This window comes from Paenibacillus sp. FSL H7-0331 (assembly GCF_001956045.1).
Map to the genome: position 1 here is coordinate 215,462 of NZ_MRTH01000004.1, position 20,757 is coordinate 236,218.

General features: G+C 45.7%; 20 protein-coding genes. 16 read left to right on the forward strand and 4 right to left on the reverse strand.

Translation table 11 applies throughout. The features are described 5' to 3' along the window. Nucleotides 1-90 precede the first annotated feature (90 nt). A complete protein-coding gene (locus BK127_RS07800) occupies nt 91-507 on the forward strand; it encodes a VOC family protein (protein ID WP_076229455.1) in 417 nt (138 codons plus the stop codon). Nucleotides 508-641: 134 nt separating this feature from the next. Beyond that, entirely contained in the window at nt 642-812 is a 171-nt protein-coding gene (locus BK127_RS43615; RefSeq protein ID WP_179097418.1) for a hypothetical protein, read from the forward strand. A gap of 104 nt (nt 813-916) precedes the next feature. Here BK127_RS43615 and BK127_RS07805 read toward each other — a convergent pair whose 3' ends face one another. Continuing rightward, complete coding sequence (locus tag BK127_RS07805; RefSeq protein WP_076229456.1) at nt 917-1,957, reverse strand: LysM peptidoglycan-binding domain-containing protein; 1,041 nt, start codon at nt 1,955-1,957, stop codon at nt 917-919. A 171-nt stretch (nt 1,958-2,128) separates the two neighbouring features. Next, nucleotides 2,129-2,986, reverse strand: a complete 858-nt coding sequence (gene fba / locus BK127_RS07810) for a class II fructose-1,6-bisphosphate aldolase (protein ID WP_076229457.1) — start codon at nt 2,984-2,986, stop codon at nt 2,129-2,131. 340 nt (nt 2,987-3,326) lie between these two features. Here fba and BK127_RS07815 point away from each other — a divergent pair, with 340 nt between their 5' ends. From BK127_RS07815 to BK127_RS07870, 12 genes are all read left to right on the forward strand, one after another. Continuing rightward, a complete protein-coding gene (locus BK127_RS07815; protein WP_076229458.1) occupies nt 3,327-4,115 on the forward strand; it encodes a DeoR/GlpR family DNA-binding transcription regulator in 789 nt (262 codons plus the stop codon). Nucleotides 4,116-4,558: 443 nt separating this feature from the next. Further along, entirely contained in the window at nt 4,559-5,365 is an 807-nt protein-coding gene (locus tag BK127_RS07820) for a DeoR/GlpR family DNA-binding transcription regulator (RefSeq protein WP_076229459.1), read from the forward strand. Beyond that, on the forward strand, nt 5,358-6,530 hold the full coding sequence (locus tag BK127_RS07825; protein ID WP_076229460.1) for a diphosphate--fructose-6-phosphate 1-phosphotransferase: 1,173 nt from the start codon (nt 5,358-5,360) through the stop codon (nt 6,528-6,530). Before BK127_RS07820 ends, BK127_RS07825 begins: the two co-directional genes overlap by 8 nt. A 135-nt stretch (nt 6,531-6,665) precedes the next feature. Next, a complete protein-coding gene (locus tag BK127_RS07830; RefSeq protein WP_076229461.1) occupies nt 6,666-7,991 on the forward strand; it encodes an ABC transporter substrate-binding protein in 1,326 nt (441 codons plus the stop codon). Nucleotides 7,992-8,036: 45 nt separating this feature from the next. After that, entirely contained in the window at nt 8,037-8,921 is an 885-nt protein-coding gene (locus BK127_RS07835) for a carbohydrate ABC transporter permease (protein ID WP_076229462.1), read from the forward strand. A gap of 1 nt (nt 8,922) precedes the next feature. Beyond that, nucleotides 8,923-9,741, forward strand: a complete 819-nt coding sequence (locus tag BK127_RS07840; RefSeq protein ID WP_083689156.1) for a carbohydrate ABC transporter permease — start codon at nt 8,923-8,925, stop codon at nt 9,739-9,741. Nucleotides 9,742-9,905: 164 nt separating this feature from the next. Continuing rightward, a complete protein-coding gene (locus BK127_RS07845; RefSeq protein ID WP_076229463.1) occupies nt 9,906-10,655 on the forward strand; it encodes a phytanoyl-CoA dioxygenase family protein in 750 nt (249 codons plus the stop codon). A 17-nt stretch (nt 10,656-10,672) separates the two neighbouring features. Beyond that, nucleotides 10,673-11,476, forward strand: coding sequence for a sugar phosphate isomerase/epimerase family protein (locus BK127_RS07850; protein ID WP_076229464.1), 804 nt, complete (start codon nt 10,673-10,675; stop codon nt 11,474-11,476). A gap of 24 nt (nt 11,477-11,500) precedes the next feature. After that, a complete protein-coding gene (locus BK127_RS07855) occupies nt 11,501-12,355 on the forward strand; it encodes a helix-turn-helix domain-containing protein (protein WP_076229465.1) in 855 nt (284 codons plus the stop codon). Between the two features lie 83 nt (nt 12,356-12,438). After that, entirely contained in the window at nt 12,439-13,449 is a 1,011-nt protein-coding gene (locus BK127_RS07860; protein ID WP_076229466.1) for an aldose 1-epimerase, read from the forward strand. 98 nt (nt 13,450-13,547) lie between these two features. Beyond that, entirely contained in the window at nt 13,548-13,973 is a 426-nt protein-coding gene (locus tag BK127_RS07865) for a VOC family protein (protein WP_076229639.1), read from the forward strand. A 216-nt stretch (nt 13,974-14,189) separates the two neighbouring features. After that, nucleotides 14,190-16,538 (forward strand): YcdB/YcdC domain-containing protein, encoded by a 2,349-nt coding sequence (locus BK127_RS07870; RefSeq protein WP_076229467.1) that lies wholly within the window; start codon nt 14,190-14,192, stop codon nt 16,536-16,538. A 132-nt stretch (nt 16,539-16,670) separates the two neighbouring features. On the opposite strand, the gene BK127_RS07875 is transcribed toward BK127_RS07870, so the two are convergent. Continuing rightward, entirely contained in the window at nt 16,671-17,372 is a 702-nt protein-coding gene (locus BK127_RS07875; protein ID WP_076229468.1) for a hypothetical protein, read from the reverse strand. A 158-nt stretch (nt 17,373-17,530) separates the two neighbouring features. Between BK127_RS07875 and BK127_RS07880 the strand changes: the two genes are divergently transcribed. Beyond that, nucleotides 17,531-18,265 (forward strand): response regulator transcription factor, encoded by a 735-nt coding sequence (locus tag BK127_RS07880; RefSeq protein ID WP_076229469.1) that lies wholly within the window; start codon nt 17,531-17,533, stop codon nt 18,263-18,265. Next, nucleotides 18,243-19,700 (forward strand): sensor histidine kinase, encoded by a 1,458-nt coding sequence (locus BK127_RS07885; protein ID WP_076229470.1) that lies wholly within the window; start codon nt 18,243-18,245, stop codon nt 19,698-19,700. The genes BK127_RS07880 and BK127_RS07885 overlap by 23 nt, the downstream gene beginning before the upstream one ends. Before the next feature lie 63 nt (nt 19,701-19,763). On the opposite strand, the gene BK127_RS07890 is transcribed toward BK127_RS07885, so the two are convergent. Beyond that, complete coding sequence (locus tag BK127_RS07890) at nt 19,764-20,528, reverse strand: class I SAM-dependent methyltransferase (RefSeq protein ID WP_076229471.1); 765 nt, start codon at nt 20,526-20,528, stop codon at nt 19,764-19,766. Nucleotides 20,529-20,757 lie beyond the last annotated feature (229 nt).

Below are 20,757 nucleotides of genomic sequence, written 5' to 3' on the forward strand. Positions count from 1 at the left end.
ACAATGCTATAATGTGAATGCGAGTATAACCTGCATGCTCGGGCTTGGGCTTTACACATGCAGAAAAATTTAACTTTGGGGTGAGCCATTATGGGAGTTAAGGCAGATAAAATTTTTGTTAATTTACCTGTTAAAGATCTGAATAAATCCGTCGATTTTTTTACTAAAGTGGGATTTGAATTCGACGCCCAATTTACCGATGAAAATGCAACGTGTATGGTCGTCAGTGAGCACATATTCGTCATGCTGTTGGTTGAAGATTTTTTTAAAACCTTTACGAATAAAGAAATTTCTGATACAGCAAAAAGCACAGAGGTTATTGTAGCGTTATCTGTTGACAGTAAGGAACAAGTGGATGAAATTGTCAACAGAGCTCTAAATTCTGGAGGACAACCTTCCAAGGAACCGATGGACCAAGGCTTTATGTATGGATGGAGCTTCCAGGATATCGACGGTCATCTGTGGGAAGTTTTTCATATGGATGCCAACGCAGTCGCTCAAGGATAAGAGCGTCCATGCAAGCCTTAACCAACTGTCCTGCCTGCAACCGCAGAGGGCAGTTTTTGCCTTTTCTATTCATTTGAAAACAGTCGTGATATATTATTATAAAATAAATCCCATCAAATCTGGAGGCACACAGAATGAACAAGGAAACATTTGTAGCTTGGCTTGAGGAAAAAATCCAACGAATTAACGATACACCGGTTAGCCTGCTCGAAACGAAGGAAAAGCAGCATTACCTGTTAGGCAGCTTGAGAACGCTAGAATTAATAAAAGAAAAAATGGTTAACGGTGATTTTGATAACGAGTAGATTCAGTCGTGGATATCTGCGACTTTTCAACCATTAGTAGGCATCGACGAAAGAGCAGACGAATAATAGCTATTCGGTCTGCCCTGCGCCTTTAATGTATATGATTATTGATTACCGCCTTCATGGCCATGATGATGACCGCTGGAGTGCTCACCCATATGGCCTCCCACATGACCGCCTACGCCATGACTGCCAAATTGGCTGTCTGCATGAACGCCTGCCTCATGGTTTCCCCAATGACCGCCAGCATGGACACCCACTCCATGACCACCAAAATGACTGCCAGCATGGATACCAGCACCATGACCGCCCAGATGACCACCGGCATGCACACCTACTCCATGACCGTTAGTACCATGACCCAAATGAGTGCCAGCATGAACACCGGCACCAAGGTTACCCAGGTGACCACCTGCTTGAACGCCAACACCTTGGCTGCCAAAATGAGTGCCAGCATGAACACCCGTACCATAACCAGCGAGATGCCCACCGGCATGCACACCAAGGCCATGGCTGCCAAAATTACTACCGGCATGCACACCGACGCCATGACCGCCCAAATGACCACCCGCTTGAAAACCCACGCCATGCGGGCCATAATAGCCTCCAGCTTGAGGGTGTACCCCGTAGAACTGCTGTGAGAAGGCTGGGGGATAATTCAAATTCGGATATTGTCCCTGCGCGTACATATGGGGAATTCCCGGATAGGGCATGGTTTGCTGCTCTGGTTCCCGGAATGAGGCTGGTTGTGCCGCATTCACAGGCACTACTTCCTGCACATACATGGTTGTGCAATGCATTTTATCCAGACGAGGGATATAGGCAGTGCTTCCTGGAGCAATATCATTAGGATTTTGAATATGTGGGTTCATGGCTTCAAGAATAGGCTGGGGGACATTATACATCTGCGCAATTTGCTCCATGCTTTCTCCTTCTTGGCTAAGATGCTGAGCATAATAGTTGCCGTCCCGGTCATCTTCTCCTCTGAAAAAGGGAAAGGAAAAAGATGAAAGAGAGAAAAAAGGGAACAATCGAACACGAGGATCTGGTCGGTTATAGGATGGCTGCCCAATTAACCCTCCTCGAAAACCACCAAGACTTTCCAATCCACCGAAACCTCCCAATCCAAAAGCACGATCATCCATAATGTTAACCTCCGCTTATGATAATATAGTCATTTGTCCCTATTGTATGGGCAAATGTCATAATCGGTTCGTAATAAATCGTAAAAATTTTACTGAGGAGCCGCTATGTCATCACAACGTATTCCAGATATGCTAAGCATCCACGGGAGGCTAATCGAGAATTGGAGCGTCCTAAGCTTTACCGTTACTGCCAAAAAGCCTGATTTTATTTCTGACGATATTTTTCATTGCATCACGCGCCGACCCCTGATATTTTCTTGGATCCGTGATTTCGCTGTCCGATTGAAGAAATTCACGTACTGCCGCGGTGTAGGCAACCAGATTCTCTGTATTGACATTGATTTTACCAATACCGGAACGAATAGCATCAACAATCTGTTGATCTGGAATACCTGATCCTCCGTGAAGCACAACCGATACATCAATAGCTTCCGCAACGGTGCGAATATTATCACAGCGAATCCTTGGCTCTTTTTTATACATCCCATGTGCAGAGCCTACGGCCATTGCCATGGCATCGACTCGGGTTTCTTTCCAGAAATAGATCGCTTCATCGGGCTTGGCCAGCAGGGCATCCTCCTCAGATACCGTATGATCGTCTTCCGTACCACCGATAGAGCCCAATTCAGCTTCGACAGATACGCCAACCGCATGTGCCGCCTCTACGACCTTTTGGGTCATGCGGATGTTTTCCTCCAAATCGTATTTGGACCCATCAAACATCACAGAGCTAAAACCAGCATGGATACATTTCATCGCGACTTCAAAGCTGCTGCCGTGATCCAGATGCAGAGCCACGGGAACACTTACCTGACGGGCTGCATTTTGCGCAATAGATACTACATTTTCAAGACCCATATAGCGAATACCCAGTTCACCCACACCAAATATAACCGGTGATTGTTCTTCTTCGGCTACTTCCGCTATCGTATGCGCGAATTCCAAGGTAATCAGGTTAAATTGTCCGACGGCAAACTTTTGTTCTTTAGCTTTCGGTAAGAAGTGAGTCATAGGTACAAGATTAGTCATAGGATGATTCCTCCGTTGATTTAATATCAGCTCGATATAACTTATGTTCGAAAAAACAGTTGCTTTGATAAAATGGTAATATGATGATCATTTGTCTACCAAAAATATCACATCCTGATCGAAAATTTGACTAAATGTGCAATTTCAACTCAATAATAATTCAACAGTTCAAATTTAGCAACAAAATAATGAAAAAATAGCGTTTAAAATATCAAAAGTTATCAAAATAAGAGCATTTACATATCATGTTTGTATCGTTTACAATTGAACAATGATAAGTGAAGTGATCATGTCTAATAAAGAAATACCAATACAATGGCAAAGAAGAGGTTGAATGGTAATGATTATTAAGAAAAGACATAATCAAATACTTGAAATGATGAAAATACACAAAACCTTGAGTATTGCCGAAATCGCCGAGAAACTGCAAATATCGGAAATTACGGCTCGCCGAGATCTGGAATTTCTCGATAACAATACGAACCTGCTAGTAAGAATCCGCGGTGGCGCTCAGTGGGTTGAAGAACAGCCTGAGCCGAATACAGCCTATCTGAATGATCGCTACTCCGACCGATTTGCCAAAAATCAGCAGGAAAAAATAGCGATTGGCAAATTGGCCGCGTCGCTGATCAAGGAGGATGAAACGATCATTATTGATGCCGGTTCATCAGCGATTCAACTGGCCAAGCATATTGATGGAAGAAAACGGATCACAGCAGTAGTGACGGCTATCAACGTTGCCGAGGAACTGGAGGGTAAGGAAGGTGTAGTGACGGTTATCACCGGGGGGGTGTTCCGTTCAAGCACAACGACATTAATCAGCCCTTTCATTGAGCAAAGTCTGACAAGTATATATGCTGACAAAGTGTTTATCGGAGTGGCCGGAGTTTCGTTGTCGCACGGCTTTACGGACAATGATCTTCTGGAAACCGATGTCAAAAAAATATTGGTCAACTCAGGGAGAGAAATCTATTGGCTTGTAGATTCCTCCAAGCTCGGATTTATTGCCTCCTTTCATATATCCAAAATTTTACCTAACCATACACTGATAACGGATCAGGGAATTTCACCTCAAATGAAAGAGGATTTGGGTAAGCTATGTCGCATACTCGTCGCTGAAAGGGCGTGACTGCAGCGATTCATGTAAGGTTTGTCCAATAGAGAGAGGTGCCCGACAAAAATATTTATCTACTCTTGACCGCGAACCTCCAGACCCACTTTGAAAGTGGAATCTGGAGGTTTTGTTGTTCACAGCCTTACAATTTAATCGCTCTTGTTGTGATAATATCGTGATAAATATAGTCATTTATACGAAATTAATTATCATATAATATCAGTAATTTATTGAATTGAACCATATAAAAAAGGAAATGAAGAAGATTAATTATTAAAAAAGCGTTTACAATTGAGGTAAATGGCTATATAATCGATTTTAAAGACAAATGTTACAAAATTATCATCCATATCACAAACGTTCATGAAATATTGATATCATAAATTATCATTATTATCATGAAAATTAATGATCAATATTGTTTCATTTATTAGTTGAAGAGCGAGGGTGAAATCGATATGCTTCCAAACGAAAGGCATCAGGAAATTCTGGAGCTGCTAAAACAGAAGAATACGATCAGTATTACTGATTTTGCTGCTGAGCTTCAGGTATCAGAAATAACGGTGAGAAGAGATTTGGAGCTTCTGGACAATAACAACCAAATCATCCGCATTCGCGGGGGCGCCAAATTATTGGAGAACGAGAAGGTTGAGAAGGATACGAATTTTCTGAACCGGAGGTTTTATAATCAGGCAGCCATTCAAAAGCAGGAGAAAAGAGCCATCGGCAAGCTGGCTGCTTCGCTTGTTAAGGATGACGAAACGATATTGATTGACGCCGGATCGACAACCCTGTCGCTCGCCAAGCACCTGCATGGAAAAAGAGGAGTCACGGCAATCGTGACAACCGTTAATATTGCAGAGGAGTTGGAGGGAAGGGAAGGTGTTACGACCATTTTGTCGGGCGGCATTTTTCGTTCTAAAACCACTACGCTCGTCAATCCGATTATGGACCGGATGCTGATGCAGATTCATGCTGACAAGGTTTTCATCGGGGTAACAGCGGTTTCACTAACCAAAGGCTTTTCCGGAAACGATTTTCTGGAATCAGAGGTCAAGAGGCAGCTGTTGAATTCCGGTAAGCAGATTTATTGGCTGGTAGATTCTACCAAGGTCAATTCAATTAGTACGATTCATATATCACCATTTATCAAGGAGCACTTTATTATTGTCGATGATGGTATTCAGCCTAGTTCGAAAGAACAGCTGGAAAAGCAGTGCCAGTTATTAATTGCAGCTCGGGAAAGGGAATCTGCAGATGAATAAAATGAATGTGGTTATCGGTCAATCAGGGGGACCTACACCTGTTATCAACGCATCGCTGCGAGGAGCAGTGGAGAAGGCATTAAAGCATGATCAGGTGGGCTCCGTTTATGGAACGCCTAACGGATTGCAAGGGATTCTGAATCATAAGCTGATCCGCTTAAATGAGAAATTGCCTGAGATTTGTAAGGCATCGGAGCAGCCGGGGGCCATATTGGGCACATCAAGGCATCCGCTGGCTGAAGAAGAATACGCCAAAATCATTGATGAGCTGGAGCGAGTGAATGCCAAGATTTTCTGCTATATTGGCGGCAATGGGTCCTCCAGAACGGTATTGGCGCTGCATCGGTATGCGAGCGCTATGGGCAAGGATATCCGATTTGTTCATGTTCCGAAAACTATCGATAATGATCTGGACGGAACGGATCATTGCCCCGGTTATGGAAGCGCATCCAAATTCCTATCCCATACGGTGCAGCTGTTTGCAGCCGATATGCTGTCCCTGCAAACAGTATCCAAGGTGGAAATTATCGAGGTTATGGGTGGGAATCGGGGATGGCTGCCTGCGGCGAGTGCATTGTTCAAGAAGCAGGAAACCGACTACCCGGATCTGGTCTATTTGCCTGACGATCCGATTGATGCCGATGCCTTTCTAGCCGATGTGGACAACACCTTCAGCAGTAAAGGACGGAGCATTATCGTCATTGTACCGGATCACATGAAGGTGAACCATCTGGCCAAAGACCCATATGCCACAGAGGACCCCATTCGCGGACATAATGCAGGTATCGGCTTCAGGCTGTCGCAGTACATCAATCGTCAGCTGAAAATTCCGACAAGAGTCACCGTACCGAATTCATTATTTCGAATCGCTTCGGGTTTTGTCTCCAGAGTCGATTACCAAGAATCGCTGCTGCTTGGCGACAAGGCCATTGATTATGCACTGGCGGGTTATTCCGGCGGGATGGTCACTCTGGAGCGGCAATCAAGCTCGCCTTACGTAAGCCGAGTTCAATGGGCACAACTGGACGATTTCGCAGGCAAAGAGAAAACGTTCCCAACGTCATACTGGGATGCTAGCAGACATATGCCGACACCTGCTTTTGTCGATTACCTGCTGCCACTGATTGATCAGGAGGAGCCGGGGCTGGTATTCAGCTTGAATTGAGGGTCAATGTGGAGCGGGTTAGGCTCACGTTAATTTTGAAGGGGGGTGAGCGGCTCGGTTTTGGCAGCGCGTTCAGACTTATGGCATGAGGTTTTATGACAAGGGGAACTTTAGAAACGAGAGGAGCTTTTATCTATGACATTTATAAAGAATCAACGCCGTCTTATTGCCATGCTTGCCTGCACTACTTTTATTCTTTCTGCTTGTTCAGCCCCAAGCGGGGTTGTTAACAACAATAATCCAGCCCCATCCACCGGAGCAGCTGGTGTCAGCAAAGCCAAAACAAAGGTCACCTGGCTGCAGTATTGGAAAAGCGAGGTTGGTGAAAAGCCGCTCAATGATTTAAAAGCAGGGTTTGAAGCCAAGAATCCGGATATTGAATTGGATATTCAGGACATGCCCTTCTCCCAGATGCATGACAAACTCGTAACGCTGCATGCCGCAGGCAATGTCCCCGATCTCATTCTGCTAACCTCCCCATGGGTAGCTGAATTTGCCGCATCTGGCATTACCGAGCCTCTCGATACTTACTACAATGCGATGCCCAAGGAATTTCAGACAAGCAATGAAGGTCCTTACTGGAGTCCGTGGAAGGGCAAGCATTATGGTATGGGTTTTATCACAGGAAATACGGCACTTTTCTACAACAAAAAGAAGCTTGCGGAGGCCAATCTGACGCCTCCTACGACCTGGGACGAATACCGCAGTGCCAGCATCAAACTGGCTGATGCCAGCAAAAACAAATTTGCCTTTACAGGCAACATGGCATCCGAGCCGCCATCCACGATTAACACCGAGCTGTGGCCGTTCATCCTGCAAGCTGGCGGCAAGCTGACGGAGAACAATAAAGCGGTGTTTAACTCTCCAGAAGGTGTCAAAGCGCTGGAGTATTACAAAGGGTTGATCAAGACGGACAAGGTGGCTACCCCAGGTGAGCTGTCGGCCGGAGAAAAAGAGAAAAGATCGAATTTCAGTGCCGAGAATACAGCCTTTATGTTTGATGGGCCGTGGGGAATTGCGATTCAGAAAACCGCTAATCCGAATCTGGATTTTGGCGTTGTACCGATGCCTAAAGGCGCGGTTGGCGCCACGATTGCTGGTGGAGGCGCAATCGGCATGATGTCCAAGAGCAAGAACAAGGACGCCGCCTGGAAAGTACTGACCTACATGATGGAACCGTCTACACAAATCGCGTGGGCGAAAGCTACCAACAACTTCCCGCACAATAAAACTGCCCTGAAGGACGATTATATTCAAAAAAATCCGCTGCTTAAAGTGTTTGCGGATCAGAATGAGAGTCTCAAGCCGATTAATCCCGATCTTCAACTGCCGGAAAGTACGGTAATGAGAAAAATCATGATCAATGAGATTCAAAACTATCTGACTGATAAAAAGACAGCCCAGCAAGCGTTGGACGATGCAGCGACGGGTTGGAATGCAGTATTTGACAAGTATAAATAAATGGGGCCTGATGGCCCCTTATCTTTTCACAAAGGAGTTTCCCTTATGAGAGAACAACCGATCATTCGTTATGTACGAAGGCTCTCGTTTATTTTTCCGGCGATGATCCTTTTAATTCTGCTTACGGGATACCCCTTATATGATGTTGTTACCATGAGCTTGTTTGATTATCGGAATCCGGCACTGCCGGTGTACGCAGGCATGTCCAATTACAAGTATGTGCTGATGGACCCTCTATTCTGGCATTCTTTAAAAAATACATTGGTGTATACCTTTGGAACCGTAGTATTGGTTATGTTATCCGGATTAATATTCGCTGCATTACTCAATCAGAAAATTAATGTCAAGATACGGGGCGCTTTTCGCTCGGTTCTGATGTTCCCATGGCTGTTATCCAGCGCTGTCGTCGGTTCGGTATGGATGCTGCTGTTATCACCATTTGGTTTACTGAACTGGTTTCTATTGAAAGTAGGGCTCATTAACGAAAGTCTGGCGTGGTTAAGCGACGAAAGATTCGCGATGATTGGATTAATACTGGCTAATACATGGAAAAGCTTCCCTTTCGCCATGCTGATGATATTGGCGGCTTTTCAAACCGTTCCTGATGATATTATAGAAGCGGCACAAGTGGACGGTGCAAATCGGTTCAGACGTTTTGTATTTATTGTCATTCCCCAAATCAAGGATCTGCTGTTTACGATCATTACGCTCGAAATTATTTGGCATTTCCGGTCCTTTGATCTTGTGTTCCTGATGACGGGCGGAGGTCCGGTGAATGCAACTGAAGTATTATCGACGTATGTATATACCGACGCTTTCCGTTCCCTGGATTTTGGGCATGCCTCTGCAACTGCCATCTTCATGCTTATTGCGATGATAGCTATCTCCAGTCTCTACTTGAGAGCCTCGTTAACCAAGGAGGGCAAATAAGATGAATATGCGCAGGGTTGGTTTGTATGCACTAATTTCATTACTGACTTTCCTCGTGATGGTACCGCTGCTCTGGATGCTCTCGGTTTCTCTGCGAACGAATGTGCAGGTGTTCTCGATTCCGCTCAATTTGCTGCCGCCATCACCCGACCTGGATGCTTACAAGCAAATATTTGCCAAACCGGACATGATCCGTTTGTTTCTGAACAGCTATATTGTTGCTTTTGCCGTTACGCTGCTGTGCATATTCCTGTCTGCTTTATCGGGATACGGTTTGTCACGCTACCAATATAAAGGGAAACGTTTTATTATTTTATATGTTTTGTTGACCCAGATGTTCCCTATGGTTTTGTTATGTATTCCTTATTTCCTTATTATTTCTCGGATGGGCCTATACAATACGTATACAGCGTTGATTCTTGCTTATACTTCCTTTGCACTGCCTTTCTCGATGTTGATGATGAGAGACTTTGTGAACAGCATTCCGCGTGAACTGGATGAAGCTGCAACGATGGATGGCTGCGGTGCTTACCGAACTTTTTTTCAGATTATATTACCGCCCTGCCTGCCGGGCTTGATCGCTACGGGTGTGTATACGTTTATTTTGGCCTGGAATGAGTATTTATTCGCTGTAGTTCTGACCCAAAATATTTCTTCCCGGCCTTTAACATTGGGGATCGGTATGCTGATCGGCGAGTTTACGACACAATGGAATCAATTGATGGCATTATCGCTGATGGCGAGTGTTCCGCTGCTGGTCATCTTTATGTTTGTACAAAAATATTTCCTGCAGGGCCTCACAGGTGGCAGCGTCAAGTAAGAGCTGATGCAGATGCCGAAATTAAGCATAGTTTTTCCGTAGATAAGAATAGAAGCTGTGGCCCCCAATCACCTATACTAAAGTTGTACCTACAAGCACTGCTGACTAGTGAAATTCACGGTCTGTCATGCTTAACTACAACACATTTAGGGAGGATCACAACCATGTCAGCACAAACGAATCCATTGCTTTCCAAAGAAGAGGTTACTTTTTACGAAGAAAATGGCTATTATTTATACAAGAAGCCATTATTCAGTCAGGAAAAGCAGCAAGAACTGAAACAAATCTTTGAAGAGCAATGGGAGCTGGTTGGCCGCAAATTGAACAGTGAGCTGGATACACCTCATTTTCGGGATGAAAGGCTGCTTAAATTTTTGCTGAGCGATGAGGTGCTGGATTTGGTTGAGCCGCTTCTTGGGCCCAATATCGCGCTATGGTCCAGCCATTTTATTTGCAAAGAGCCTTTCATCGGCAAACAGACGCCATGGCATGAAGATTCCGCCTATTGGAACGGCCGGTTAAGCCGATTCGACAAACTGGTGACCGTATGGCTGGCGATTGATCGCAGCTCGGAAGAGAATGGCTGCATGCGGGTTATTCCGGGCACACACAACAATGGTTTTTCGGAATATGAAGCTGTGGATAAGGACGAGAACATCTTTGCTACAGAGATCAAAAAAGTCGATGACTCGAATGCCATATACTTCGAGCTGGAGGCTGGTGAATGCTCGCTTCACGATTCTCGGATTATGCACGGCGCCAAGCCCAACACGAGTCCTTACCGACGTTGCGGTTACACGATGCGTTATTTTGCCACAGATGCTAAATATATTGAAGAGAAGAACTCACCTGATTTCAAAATTTGGCTGGCACGCGGAATAGACCTGGCCGGCAACCGTTACGAGAATGCCTAAAAGAAGTGGAGATTGCCATGCTGCTTAAAATGTTCAAAGCGACTTGGGGAAATAAGGAACCTCTAGCCAGTTTATTCGCAAAATCAGCTGATGCCGGCTATGCCGGCATCGAGTGTCCGCCGCCTGACCGTGACCATGAAACGGAATTCCGCGAGCTGCTGGAGCAGTACAACTTCGAATATATTGCCCAGGTTGCCACTTATAGTGGAGACCATTATCACGAGTTTGCCGAGCTGTCGGCAAGAGCGATCGAGTTTAAGCCTATTCTCATAAATTGCCACAGCTCCGTACATGGCTTGAAATTCGCAGAAAATGTCCGCTTCTTCGAGCAGGCGCTTGCCATCGAGAAGCAAGCTGGCATTTCCTTCGCGCATGAAACCCATCGAGGTCGGGCGATGTTTACACCCTGGACGACGGCCGAGCTGCTTCAGGCTTTCCCTGATTTAAAAATCAATGCTGATTTCAGCCATTGGTGCTGTACCTGTGAAAGCCTGTTGGGTGATCAGTTGGACAATCTGGAGTTGGCGATGTCCAGAGCCATCCATATTCATGGCCGGGTTGGCCATCGTCATGGACCACAGGTATCGGACCCGGCAGCTCCCGAATATGCCGCCGAACTTAATGCGCACATGGGGTGGTGGCTGGAGATTTACCGACAACGACTGGCCGAGGGCAATTCGTTTATGACATTCACACCCGAATTCGGCCCTCCCGGCTACATGCCAACACTGCCTTACACAAGACAGCCGATCATCGATTTATGGAACGTGAATGAATGGATACGTGTTTACTTCGAGCAGCAGTATAAGCAGCAAGCATAATTATTGGAAATGGGGGATATAGGGATGGATGAGGATTTCATTGGACCAGAGCGATTGACGAATGAAAAATTTATGATTCTGCCGTCCCCCTTTCGTATTTATCAAACGTTGATTGAGCATAGAGTGAGGACGCATTGGCACGAATTTTTTGAAATGGCATTTGTACGTTCCGGAGCAGGAACACATATACTTAACGGGAATCCGATTCCGATTTCAAGAGGTCATTCCTTTTTGTTAACCCCGGCGGATTTTCACGAAATCGTACCGGACTCAAGTCAACCGCTGCAAATTTATAATTTGATTTTTACGAACAGGTTTATTCGAGATGAGCTGATGCCCCACATTTTCGAGGGAATTTCTGTTCATTCCTGTCTATTTCAAGCTGAAGAGTGTGAATTTATTGAGCAGGCCTACAAACGAATTTGGGAAGAAGCCCACAATTGGCGATCAGATAGTGAGTTCATTGTGCAAGGCAGTATTGAGCGCTTGCTGATCGATCTCTCACGCAAATGCCGACAGGCTATCGATACGCCACAATGGGCGGGCAATACGGCGGTGCATGAGGGAGTCCGCAAATCGTTAATTTATATACAGCATCATTTTCGTACAACCCTTTCCCTGGAGGAAGTTGCTTCTTATTGCGGCCTATCGACCAACTATTTCAGTGAGTGCTTCAGCAGGATGATAGGGATGCCCTTTCAAGTCTATGTTAAGGAAGCACGGCTTCAATTTGCCAAATCGCTGCTTGGTACGACAACTCTTCCGATTACCGATATTTGTTTTGCCTCCGGCTTTAATACGCTGCCTTACTTTGAGCGGGCCTTCAAGCAAAAATTTGCGGTTTCACCCCGCGACTACCGTAAAAGCTCTGTCTATTGAAAGAAAGCAGAGCTCTTAATAGTATGATTACGGAACCAGTGGCATTTTTGTCACAGCTTGCTTACAGCAAAAGGAGGATAATCATGTCTGATAGCGCTGCTTGGGAAGGCACTTTTCATGGAGAACCCGCTATATGGCTGAAATTCGGGAAATATGCAGCGATCATGCTGCCGAACATAGGCGGCAACCTGGTTGCTTTTCGCGATACGAAAAGGGACTTCCGTTTTTTGCGTGAGCCCTCCGAGGAGGAGATGCCTGCGTTTAAAGCGCGTCCGCTTAATCACGGTGTCCCCGTGTTATTTCCGCCTAACCGCTATGAAAATGGCCGATTTCCGTGGGAAGGCTCGACACTTCAGCTGCCGATCAACGAGCAATCCAGAAATAATCATCTCCATGGGTTTCTGTATGATACACCTTGGACCGTAGACGATTATGGGTGTACTGCCAATGAAAGCTACGTGGTCGTCTCGGTTCGTGTGGATGAGACCCATCCCGCCTATTCTCATTTTCCTTATACCTTCACTTTCACACTTCGTTATGTATTAAGCGTGCACGGTCTTCTCCAACACGTTATCATACGTAACGATGGTCATAGAGCGATGCCTTGCCTGCTTGCGTTTCATACCACGATCAACGCGCCTTTCACATCGGAAGGAGCCTCCACGGATTGTTGTGTCAAACTGACGATTGGCCGTCGGTGGGAGCTAAACGATCGTATGCTTCCGACAGGGCGTTTCCAATCACTCAGCCAGGAAGAAGAGCACATGCGTGATGAGGGTGTTTACCCATTCAATGAGGTCATGGATAATCATTACACAGCGGAAGCTCAGGACGGACGCAATCGGATGGAACTGACGGATGCCAAGCAGGGTATTAAGTTGATTTATGATGTCGGAACCTCCTACAAGCAATGGATGGTGTGGAATAACTTTGCCAAGGAAGGCTTCTTTTGCCCAGAGCCGCAGATTAACCTCGTCAATGCACCAAACGTCAAGCTGCCAGAGCATGATATCGGCCTCTATGGATTGGCACCGGGCCAAATATGGGAAGAAACAAGCCGTCTCTATGTTACGCAAGCTCCATTATTTAATTAATTATGACAATAGTTGTCACTATTATCGATTATCATTGAAATCAAGCCCAGTTGAACAGGCGGGGCTAAAAAAATGAGAAACGAAGGAGCTGTTTCATGATGACGCTGCAAATAATCCCATATATTATGTTGGATGGACAAGCAAGCGAGGCTATTGAATTCTATGTAAAAGCATTGGATGCCAAAGTCCTTTTTAAACAAACAATCGGAGAAGGTCCGGATAACCCCGAATTTCCACTGACCATCGAAGAAAAGCAACGTGTGGCACACTCCGTCTTACAAGTCGGCACAACAGAAATGTATGTGGCTGATCTTAGTCCAGATCAAGCCTGTCAGTTGGGTAATCAGGTTACGATTTGCATTACGGCTAACGAGAGGGAGCAATCCAAACCCATCTATGATGCCTTGCTGCAGGATGGTCAAGTCATTATGCCACTGCAAGAGACCTATTTTAGTCCGGCTTACGGGATGGTTACGGACAAGTTCGGTGTCACCTTTCAAATTTTCACGAAAAGACCGCGTTAATCCTGCAAGCATGTATTCGACGGAAGCCAGCCGCGACGGTCGATTGGGCTTCCTTGGAACTCGCGTAAACAAACGGCTCTGCTCGCAGCATTTGCGAAAGAGCTTTTTTTATTTCAGCAGTAAAAAATTCCTTGTTTTTGCAGCAACCTTTTACGTCCATGATCCGTCTTAAAAATTAAGCATTTATTGGTAATGCACTTTGAGGAGGAATGAATGATGAGGATACGCAAAAACGCAAGCACGGCAGCACTTGTATCGATGTTATTACTTTCCAATGTCCCACTGGCACTGGCAGATGAAGCGGTGCCTGCAGCCATGAGCTCCAAACCAATGTTAATCCCGCCAGGCGGCTCCGAGGCTAGTCCAGGAGATGCAAAAATCTCCAAAGAACGGGCGATCGAGCTGGCTAAATCGTATGTAACGATACCAGAAGGCTATACGGTCGAATCGGTAAATCTAAATTCCAACAGCTTCAACGGGAATCGAATAGTTAACTGGAACATAAGCTTTCGCAAGCTTGTTGATAACAAAAATATCGGCAATATGAACATTACCATTAACGGATTGAACGGCAAGCTGATGGAATATTATTCGTACAGCAATGATCCCGATTATAAACCGAGTTATCCTCCTAAAGTAGACCTTCAGAAAGCGAAGGGCATTGCCGCGGAGTGGATTGCCAAGCTGAACCCGGATGAGCGTGAGCAGCTGCTGTATAACGACATTCTGGAGCAGTCGCTTAAGGCGCCGCTGAATGGCTCTTACCAATATTCAATCCGATATGACCGCACGCATAATGGTGTTCCCTTCCCGCAGAACGGTATTAATATTCAGGTGAATGGGGACGGCGTTGTCACCCAATACAGCTTTAACTGGGATGAGAGCTCGACCTTCGAGAAGGCAACACCGATCAGTGAAGAAGCAGCCGCCAAAGCCTTCAGAGACAAGCTCGCTCCCAAGCTGAATTATCTGATGCTGAACGAAGCGAAGGGCGAGAGAAAGCCAGCCGTTGCGTATACGATGGAGCTCCCAATTCTGAATGCAGCTACAGGAGAAGTATGGAAGCAAGGACCCGCTGCCAGCGTCAGCCAAGAGCCTGAAAAGCCTTTGACGGATGCACCTTTAAGCGCGCCGCCTGCGAGCAATCTCAACCTGACCAAGGAACAGGCGTTGGAAAAAGTCACCTCCACGTTTAAGCTGCCGGATGGCGTCAAGCTCGAGGACGCTTCTTATAACGAATCGACCAATCCGGTAACGGGTGAGGTGCAGTCCATTTGGAACCTTCGCTGGAATGAGGAGAAGAGTGCAGACTCCAACATTAGAGCGGGAATCAATGTTTGGGCTACAGTCAACAGCAAAACCGGAGAAATTACAAACTTTAGCCGTAATACTTATACACCTTATGGAGATCAAAAGCCGGTTGAACCGAAGGTAACCGTGGACGAGGCGAAGGCGAAGGCTATCGAATTCGTTAAAAAGCAGCTGCCCGCGCACACCGACCAGTTAGTGCTGGACACAGCAGCAATGGCCAATTTGGTGAATATGCCAGCTGAGCAAAGAAAAATGATGACCGCCTGGGACATACCTTTCAAGAGAATGATAGACGGTGTGTATGTGAATTATGAAAACGTGCATCTGGCTGTGGATAAAGTGACGGGAGACATCACGAATTATCAGTTCAATTTCTCTAACGTTGCTTATCCGAAGCAGAAGCCAAGTGTTATTGATCTTAATAAGGCGAAGGAGCTGCTGCTGTCTCCCTATACGATCAAGCTTAATTATGTGCTATCGAATCAAGGGTTTGGGATTATGCCTATCGAGAAAATTCGTGTTATGATGGCTGCTGGAGAGCTGCCGCAAGGCTCTGATACAACCGATAAAGAGGCCAAGCTCGTTTATGTACTGCAATCTAAATATAGTGGCGAAAGTTATTTTCTCGATGCCGTAACCGGTCAATGGAGAAATAGCTCAAACGGTGAAGCCATGAGCTTGGAAAAGGTACATGTCACGGATATCGAAGGTCATTATGCACAAACAGAGCTGCAAATCATGCTGGATTACCAGGCGCTGGATGTCGTAGACGGAAAAGTAAGTCCGAACGCTTCCATAACGCGCGGTGAATTGGTCAAAATGCTCGTTATCGCCATGAACGGGGGACGCTCCGGTATTTATTATGGTGCGGAGCGCGCAGCATCCTTCAAAGATGTGAAAAATGAATCACCACTCTTTGCCTACGTGGAGAACGCTGTTGACCGCGGCATCATTCAGCGCGGCAAGGATTTCAATCCGCAGGAGATTATGAATAGGGAAGATATGGCTGAATTGATCGTAGGTGCGCTTGGTTATAAAAAACTGACAGACTATGCCAATATTTTCAGTGACAAATTCAGTGACGCGGGCTTGCTCAAGAACCGTGGTGAAGCAGCCATTGTGATTGGACTCGGGATTATGACGCTTTCGGATGGAAGCTTCAATCCAAAACAGGAAGTTACTCGCGCCCAAGCTGCTGTAGCGTTCTATCGTTATTTGCAAAAGGCGACTGAGCTGGGAAATAGATACTATTAATTTTATGAGAAGTCATTTCTGATCTACATGTCAAAGAACCATCATCCCTACTTCAGAGTGGAGATGATGGTTCTTTGTATTCCATATGATGTGTATCATTTCTTGATTACGTGCAAATCCTCTATTTAATTATTATTTATTAGCTCCCAATTTCACAATTTCTTCCTTGTAAAGACCCAAAAGCTTGCCTAGTGATTTTTTGATCGCTTCAGCATCCTTGGATTCAGCAGCCTTTTGCAGTTCCATCTCACCTTTAAACAAAGGGTTATCTAAAGAAATAGCAGCGACACTTACAGTGTTCTTGGCTTCGGTAGAGGAGAAAGTTGATGTCTCTGCATCAGCTGGAAGAGTTGGAAGAGCAGGAATAGCAGCAACAGCTAAGGCTACCCCGGCCTTGATATCAGTGCTGGCTGTTGGATCCGTAAGCTCGCCTAGAGTCAGAACTTCCGTGAACTGGCCATCTGCGATCTCCTTCGTATCGGTCGGGTCAATTACTCGAACAGAACTGATATTTAAGTTTGTCCCTGTGCTATCCAGAGGGGTAGCCTGTCTGAGTACGGCTCCGAATTTTTTCTGAATAGCTTCATGGTATTGAGTTAAAGTGTTTTTCCAATCATTCACCGTATCCGGCGCATAAGTTGCAGCCAGCTCCACAGGATCAGTGCGCTTAACGGCAGTAGTAGCAGTAACAGCCTGAAATTGGGTTGATGATGTCAATGTTTGGGAAGGGCTTGTCGTGGTCTGACTGGATTCACTCGCATAGGCAGAACTGGCAGCAACGGACAGCAGTAGGGTGGACAGGGCAATTTTTTTAACGATCAGTTTGTGATTCAAGATTCAACACTCCTTGGTTTGTTTTGTCTTACAAGTTCTATTCTAGTGTTCAGGTGTGGCAGAAGATTGGTTAAATTGTGGAAAAACAATGGCATTCTCCCCTATCCATCGATGTCTTGGTTATAATAGTAGAAGAGACTTGATAGGAGGTTATATCATTGAACAACTATCTGATTGCCGTTGTAGACGATGATCATCATATACGTAATCTTGTGGAGGCCTATTTGCAAAAGGAAAACTACCAAACTATTGGATTGGAAACGGCGGAGGCGGCGTGGGAGCTATGGAGAACAAACCCTCCGGATATGTGGGTGCTGGATATTATGCTTCCCGGGATGAACGGCTACGAATTTTGCAGAAAGATTCGTAATGAAGCCGAGGTGCCAATCATTATGATTTCCGCTCGTGACACTGAAGTCGATATCATTCTCGGTTTGGAGCTGGGAAGTGATGATTATTTGGTCAAGCCCTTTAGTCCACGTGAACTGGTAGCCCGCGTCAAAAGGCAGCTTCAAAGAGGACATAAACAGAAAAACACGAATGAAGCAAATAAAAATGCCGCAGAGCTGCCACAGATCATAGTCGGCCAGCTGCAGCTGATGCTGGAAGAAAGACGCGCGTTTTGGCAGGGGGAAGAAGTGGAAATGACGCTGAAGGAATTTGAGCTGCTTAAAGCATTAGTCGAGCATCCGAATCGCGCTTTTACACGAGACGAGCTGCTGACCATGGTGTGGGGAGACGATTATTTTGGAAGCGAGCGAGCTGTAGATCATTTGATCAAACGACTACGCAAAAAAATCGGTCAATTGCCAGTCGAGTCGGTATGGGGACATGGCTATCGCCTGAGAACGGATGGAGGAGAGTTGAAATATGAAGCTGGTTCATCAAATTAATCTCGCTTTCGGGATATTGCTTGTTCTTGTGCTAACTGTTACTGCGATCAGTATTCATTTTGTACTGCTGGACCATTTTATAGGCGCACAAAAAGATGATATGCATGCAGTGGGTTGGAAAATGCAAGAGACACTGGAGCAAGAAGCATATCAGTTGACCGAAGGTGTGTCAGCAGTTAACGTGACTCCTCGGCTATTATCGAGCAGCACTGCTGCCATAGCCGCTGTCCCTATAGTAGGCGTTGATGCTATCATCACAGATAATATGGGAAATATAGTGTCCGGCACACTCCCAGCTGCTTCGTCTACCTCGATTACAGGGTTCAAAGCAGTTAATGCAGTCACTGCGGTTAGCCCGTTGAGCTTAACGAGAGCTGCCACTACAGTTGATACTACCCTGCAGGAAACTACGAACGTCCCAAGCCTGCAAAATATATGGGAAGGGAGAGACGCCCGCTTTATAGCCACAGTAAACGCTATTCCCCAAGGTACATTGACCCTCATTACACCGGTTAGTAAAATTACAGCTATTGAACAGGCGCTGTTTGGAAGGCTGCTCATCGTATTAGGGGTTGGAGGCATATTGATGTTCCTGCTTAGCTTATTTATTACCAAGAAGCTGATTAAACCGTTGATGAGATTACGAGAGGAATTAAAAAAAGTGAAGGAACGCCGATTTTCTGAGGTTCAGTTGATCCATGCCGGTGGGGAGATCGGTGTCGTTGCCCATACTGTATATGATCTGGCTGAAGAACTGGATAGATACAACCGGGTACAGAAGCAATTTTTCCAGAATGCATCACATGAGCTCAAAACTCCACTAATGTCCATATCTGGATATGCGGAAGGTATCCGTGACGGTATATTTGAAGGGGAAAGCGTTCAAAAAGGACTCGACATTATCCTCAGTGAGAGCGGCCGGTTAAAAAACATTATCACCGAAATGACGCTGCTGGCGAAGCTGGATAGCGAGGAAAATATTTTCCAGACGTCAATGGTTAACGTGCAGGATATGCTGACGGAAACGATTGAACGGATCACGCCGCTGCTGGTGCAAAAAGGATTAAGTTTGGAAATCGTGTACGGTGAAGGTAAGCAGGATACAATGGCGATTGCGGCTGATCGGGATAAGCTGCTGCAGGCTTTGTTGAATGTGGTTGCGAACGCGACGAGGTATGCAAGCAAACATATCTGCATTCATGCCGGGATCTATCAGGACAGAGTTGAAATTTCCATTATCGATGATGGATCAGGAATACCGGAGGACCTGCTTCCGTATCTGTTTCATCGCTTTGTGAAAGGCAAGGGAGGGGAGAATGGACTAGGCTTGGCAATCTCCCGCGCCATCGTTGAGCGCTGCGGCGGTCTTATCAAGGCTCGTAATCGTAAAGAGGGCGGGGCCGTGTTCACGCTCGATTTCCCTTCCGCGGCCTAACTCCATAGATCGCCATCCCCTTATAGAAGGCTGGCGATCTTTTTGTCATCTTGGAAATCTGTATTACTTGGTTGCGGTGATAGCAAACATAGGCTTATGCTGATTCAGCACCTGCTCGGCATGACTCTGAATGTCTGCATCGAAGCCCTGCCAAACCTGAACCTGCTTAAAGCCGATATGCTTCAGCATATCCACATCCCACACTGGCCTTTTTACATAGCTGAGCGGCAGAGCCAAGGCGAATTCGTGACCTTCGGCAATTTCATCCTCCGTACGATAAGGAATATAACCCTGTTCAACAGCCTCCTGCTGAGCCAGTTTTTGAAGGTAAGCTTCTTTGGGATCGGTCAAAAACAAATTCCAATTCCCGTCAAAAATGATCACATCTCCACCTTCATTCAGCCAGGAATGCCAATTCCGATAAGCTCTAACTGGATTCGTCAAAAACCATGTCACATTACGGGAGATAATCAGATCGAACGGCTCAACAGGATTAAATTCAAAAATATCCGTTTCAATAATCTGGATAGGACATCCAAAGTGTGCCGCATTTTTCTTTGCTTTTGCAATCATTTCCGGTGAAGAATCGATGGCTGTCACATGATGGCCTAATCGCGATAGGAGTATACCGAAAAAGCACGGTCCGGTACCCACATCAAGCACCTTCAGCCCCTTTTTATCCTTAAGCAGTCGGCTAATGATGAGCTCCCACTTTTCGTAGGCCCCGTTCGTAAACTCGTTATGTATAATACCGTCATAAATATCCGCCCCCTTATCCCAATAGGCACGGTGTTCTTTAGCTAACTGTTGTTCACTGGCTGTAGTCATACATATTCGCCCCCTTTGCGATGATTGAATGAGCTTTGTTCATAAATGCTTGCGAATGGTGATCATTATACTAATTGTAATAATTACTGTCAAACGTTAATATTATGAATGGCGGTCACCTTCGATTTGGCTCATAACGAATCATGGCTTGTAATCGCTCTCTAAAAAATAACTTGCTAATTGTATTATTTACGATTAATAATAAAGGCAAGAAATAATAGGAGGCGTA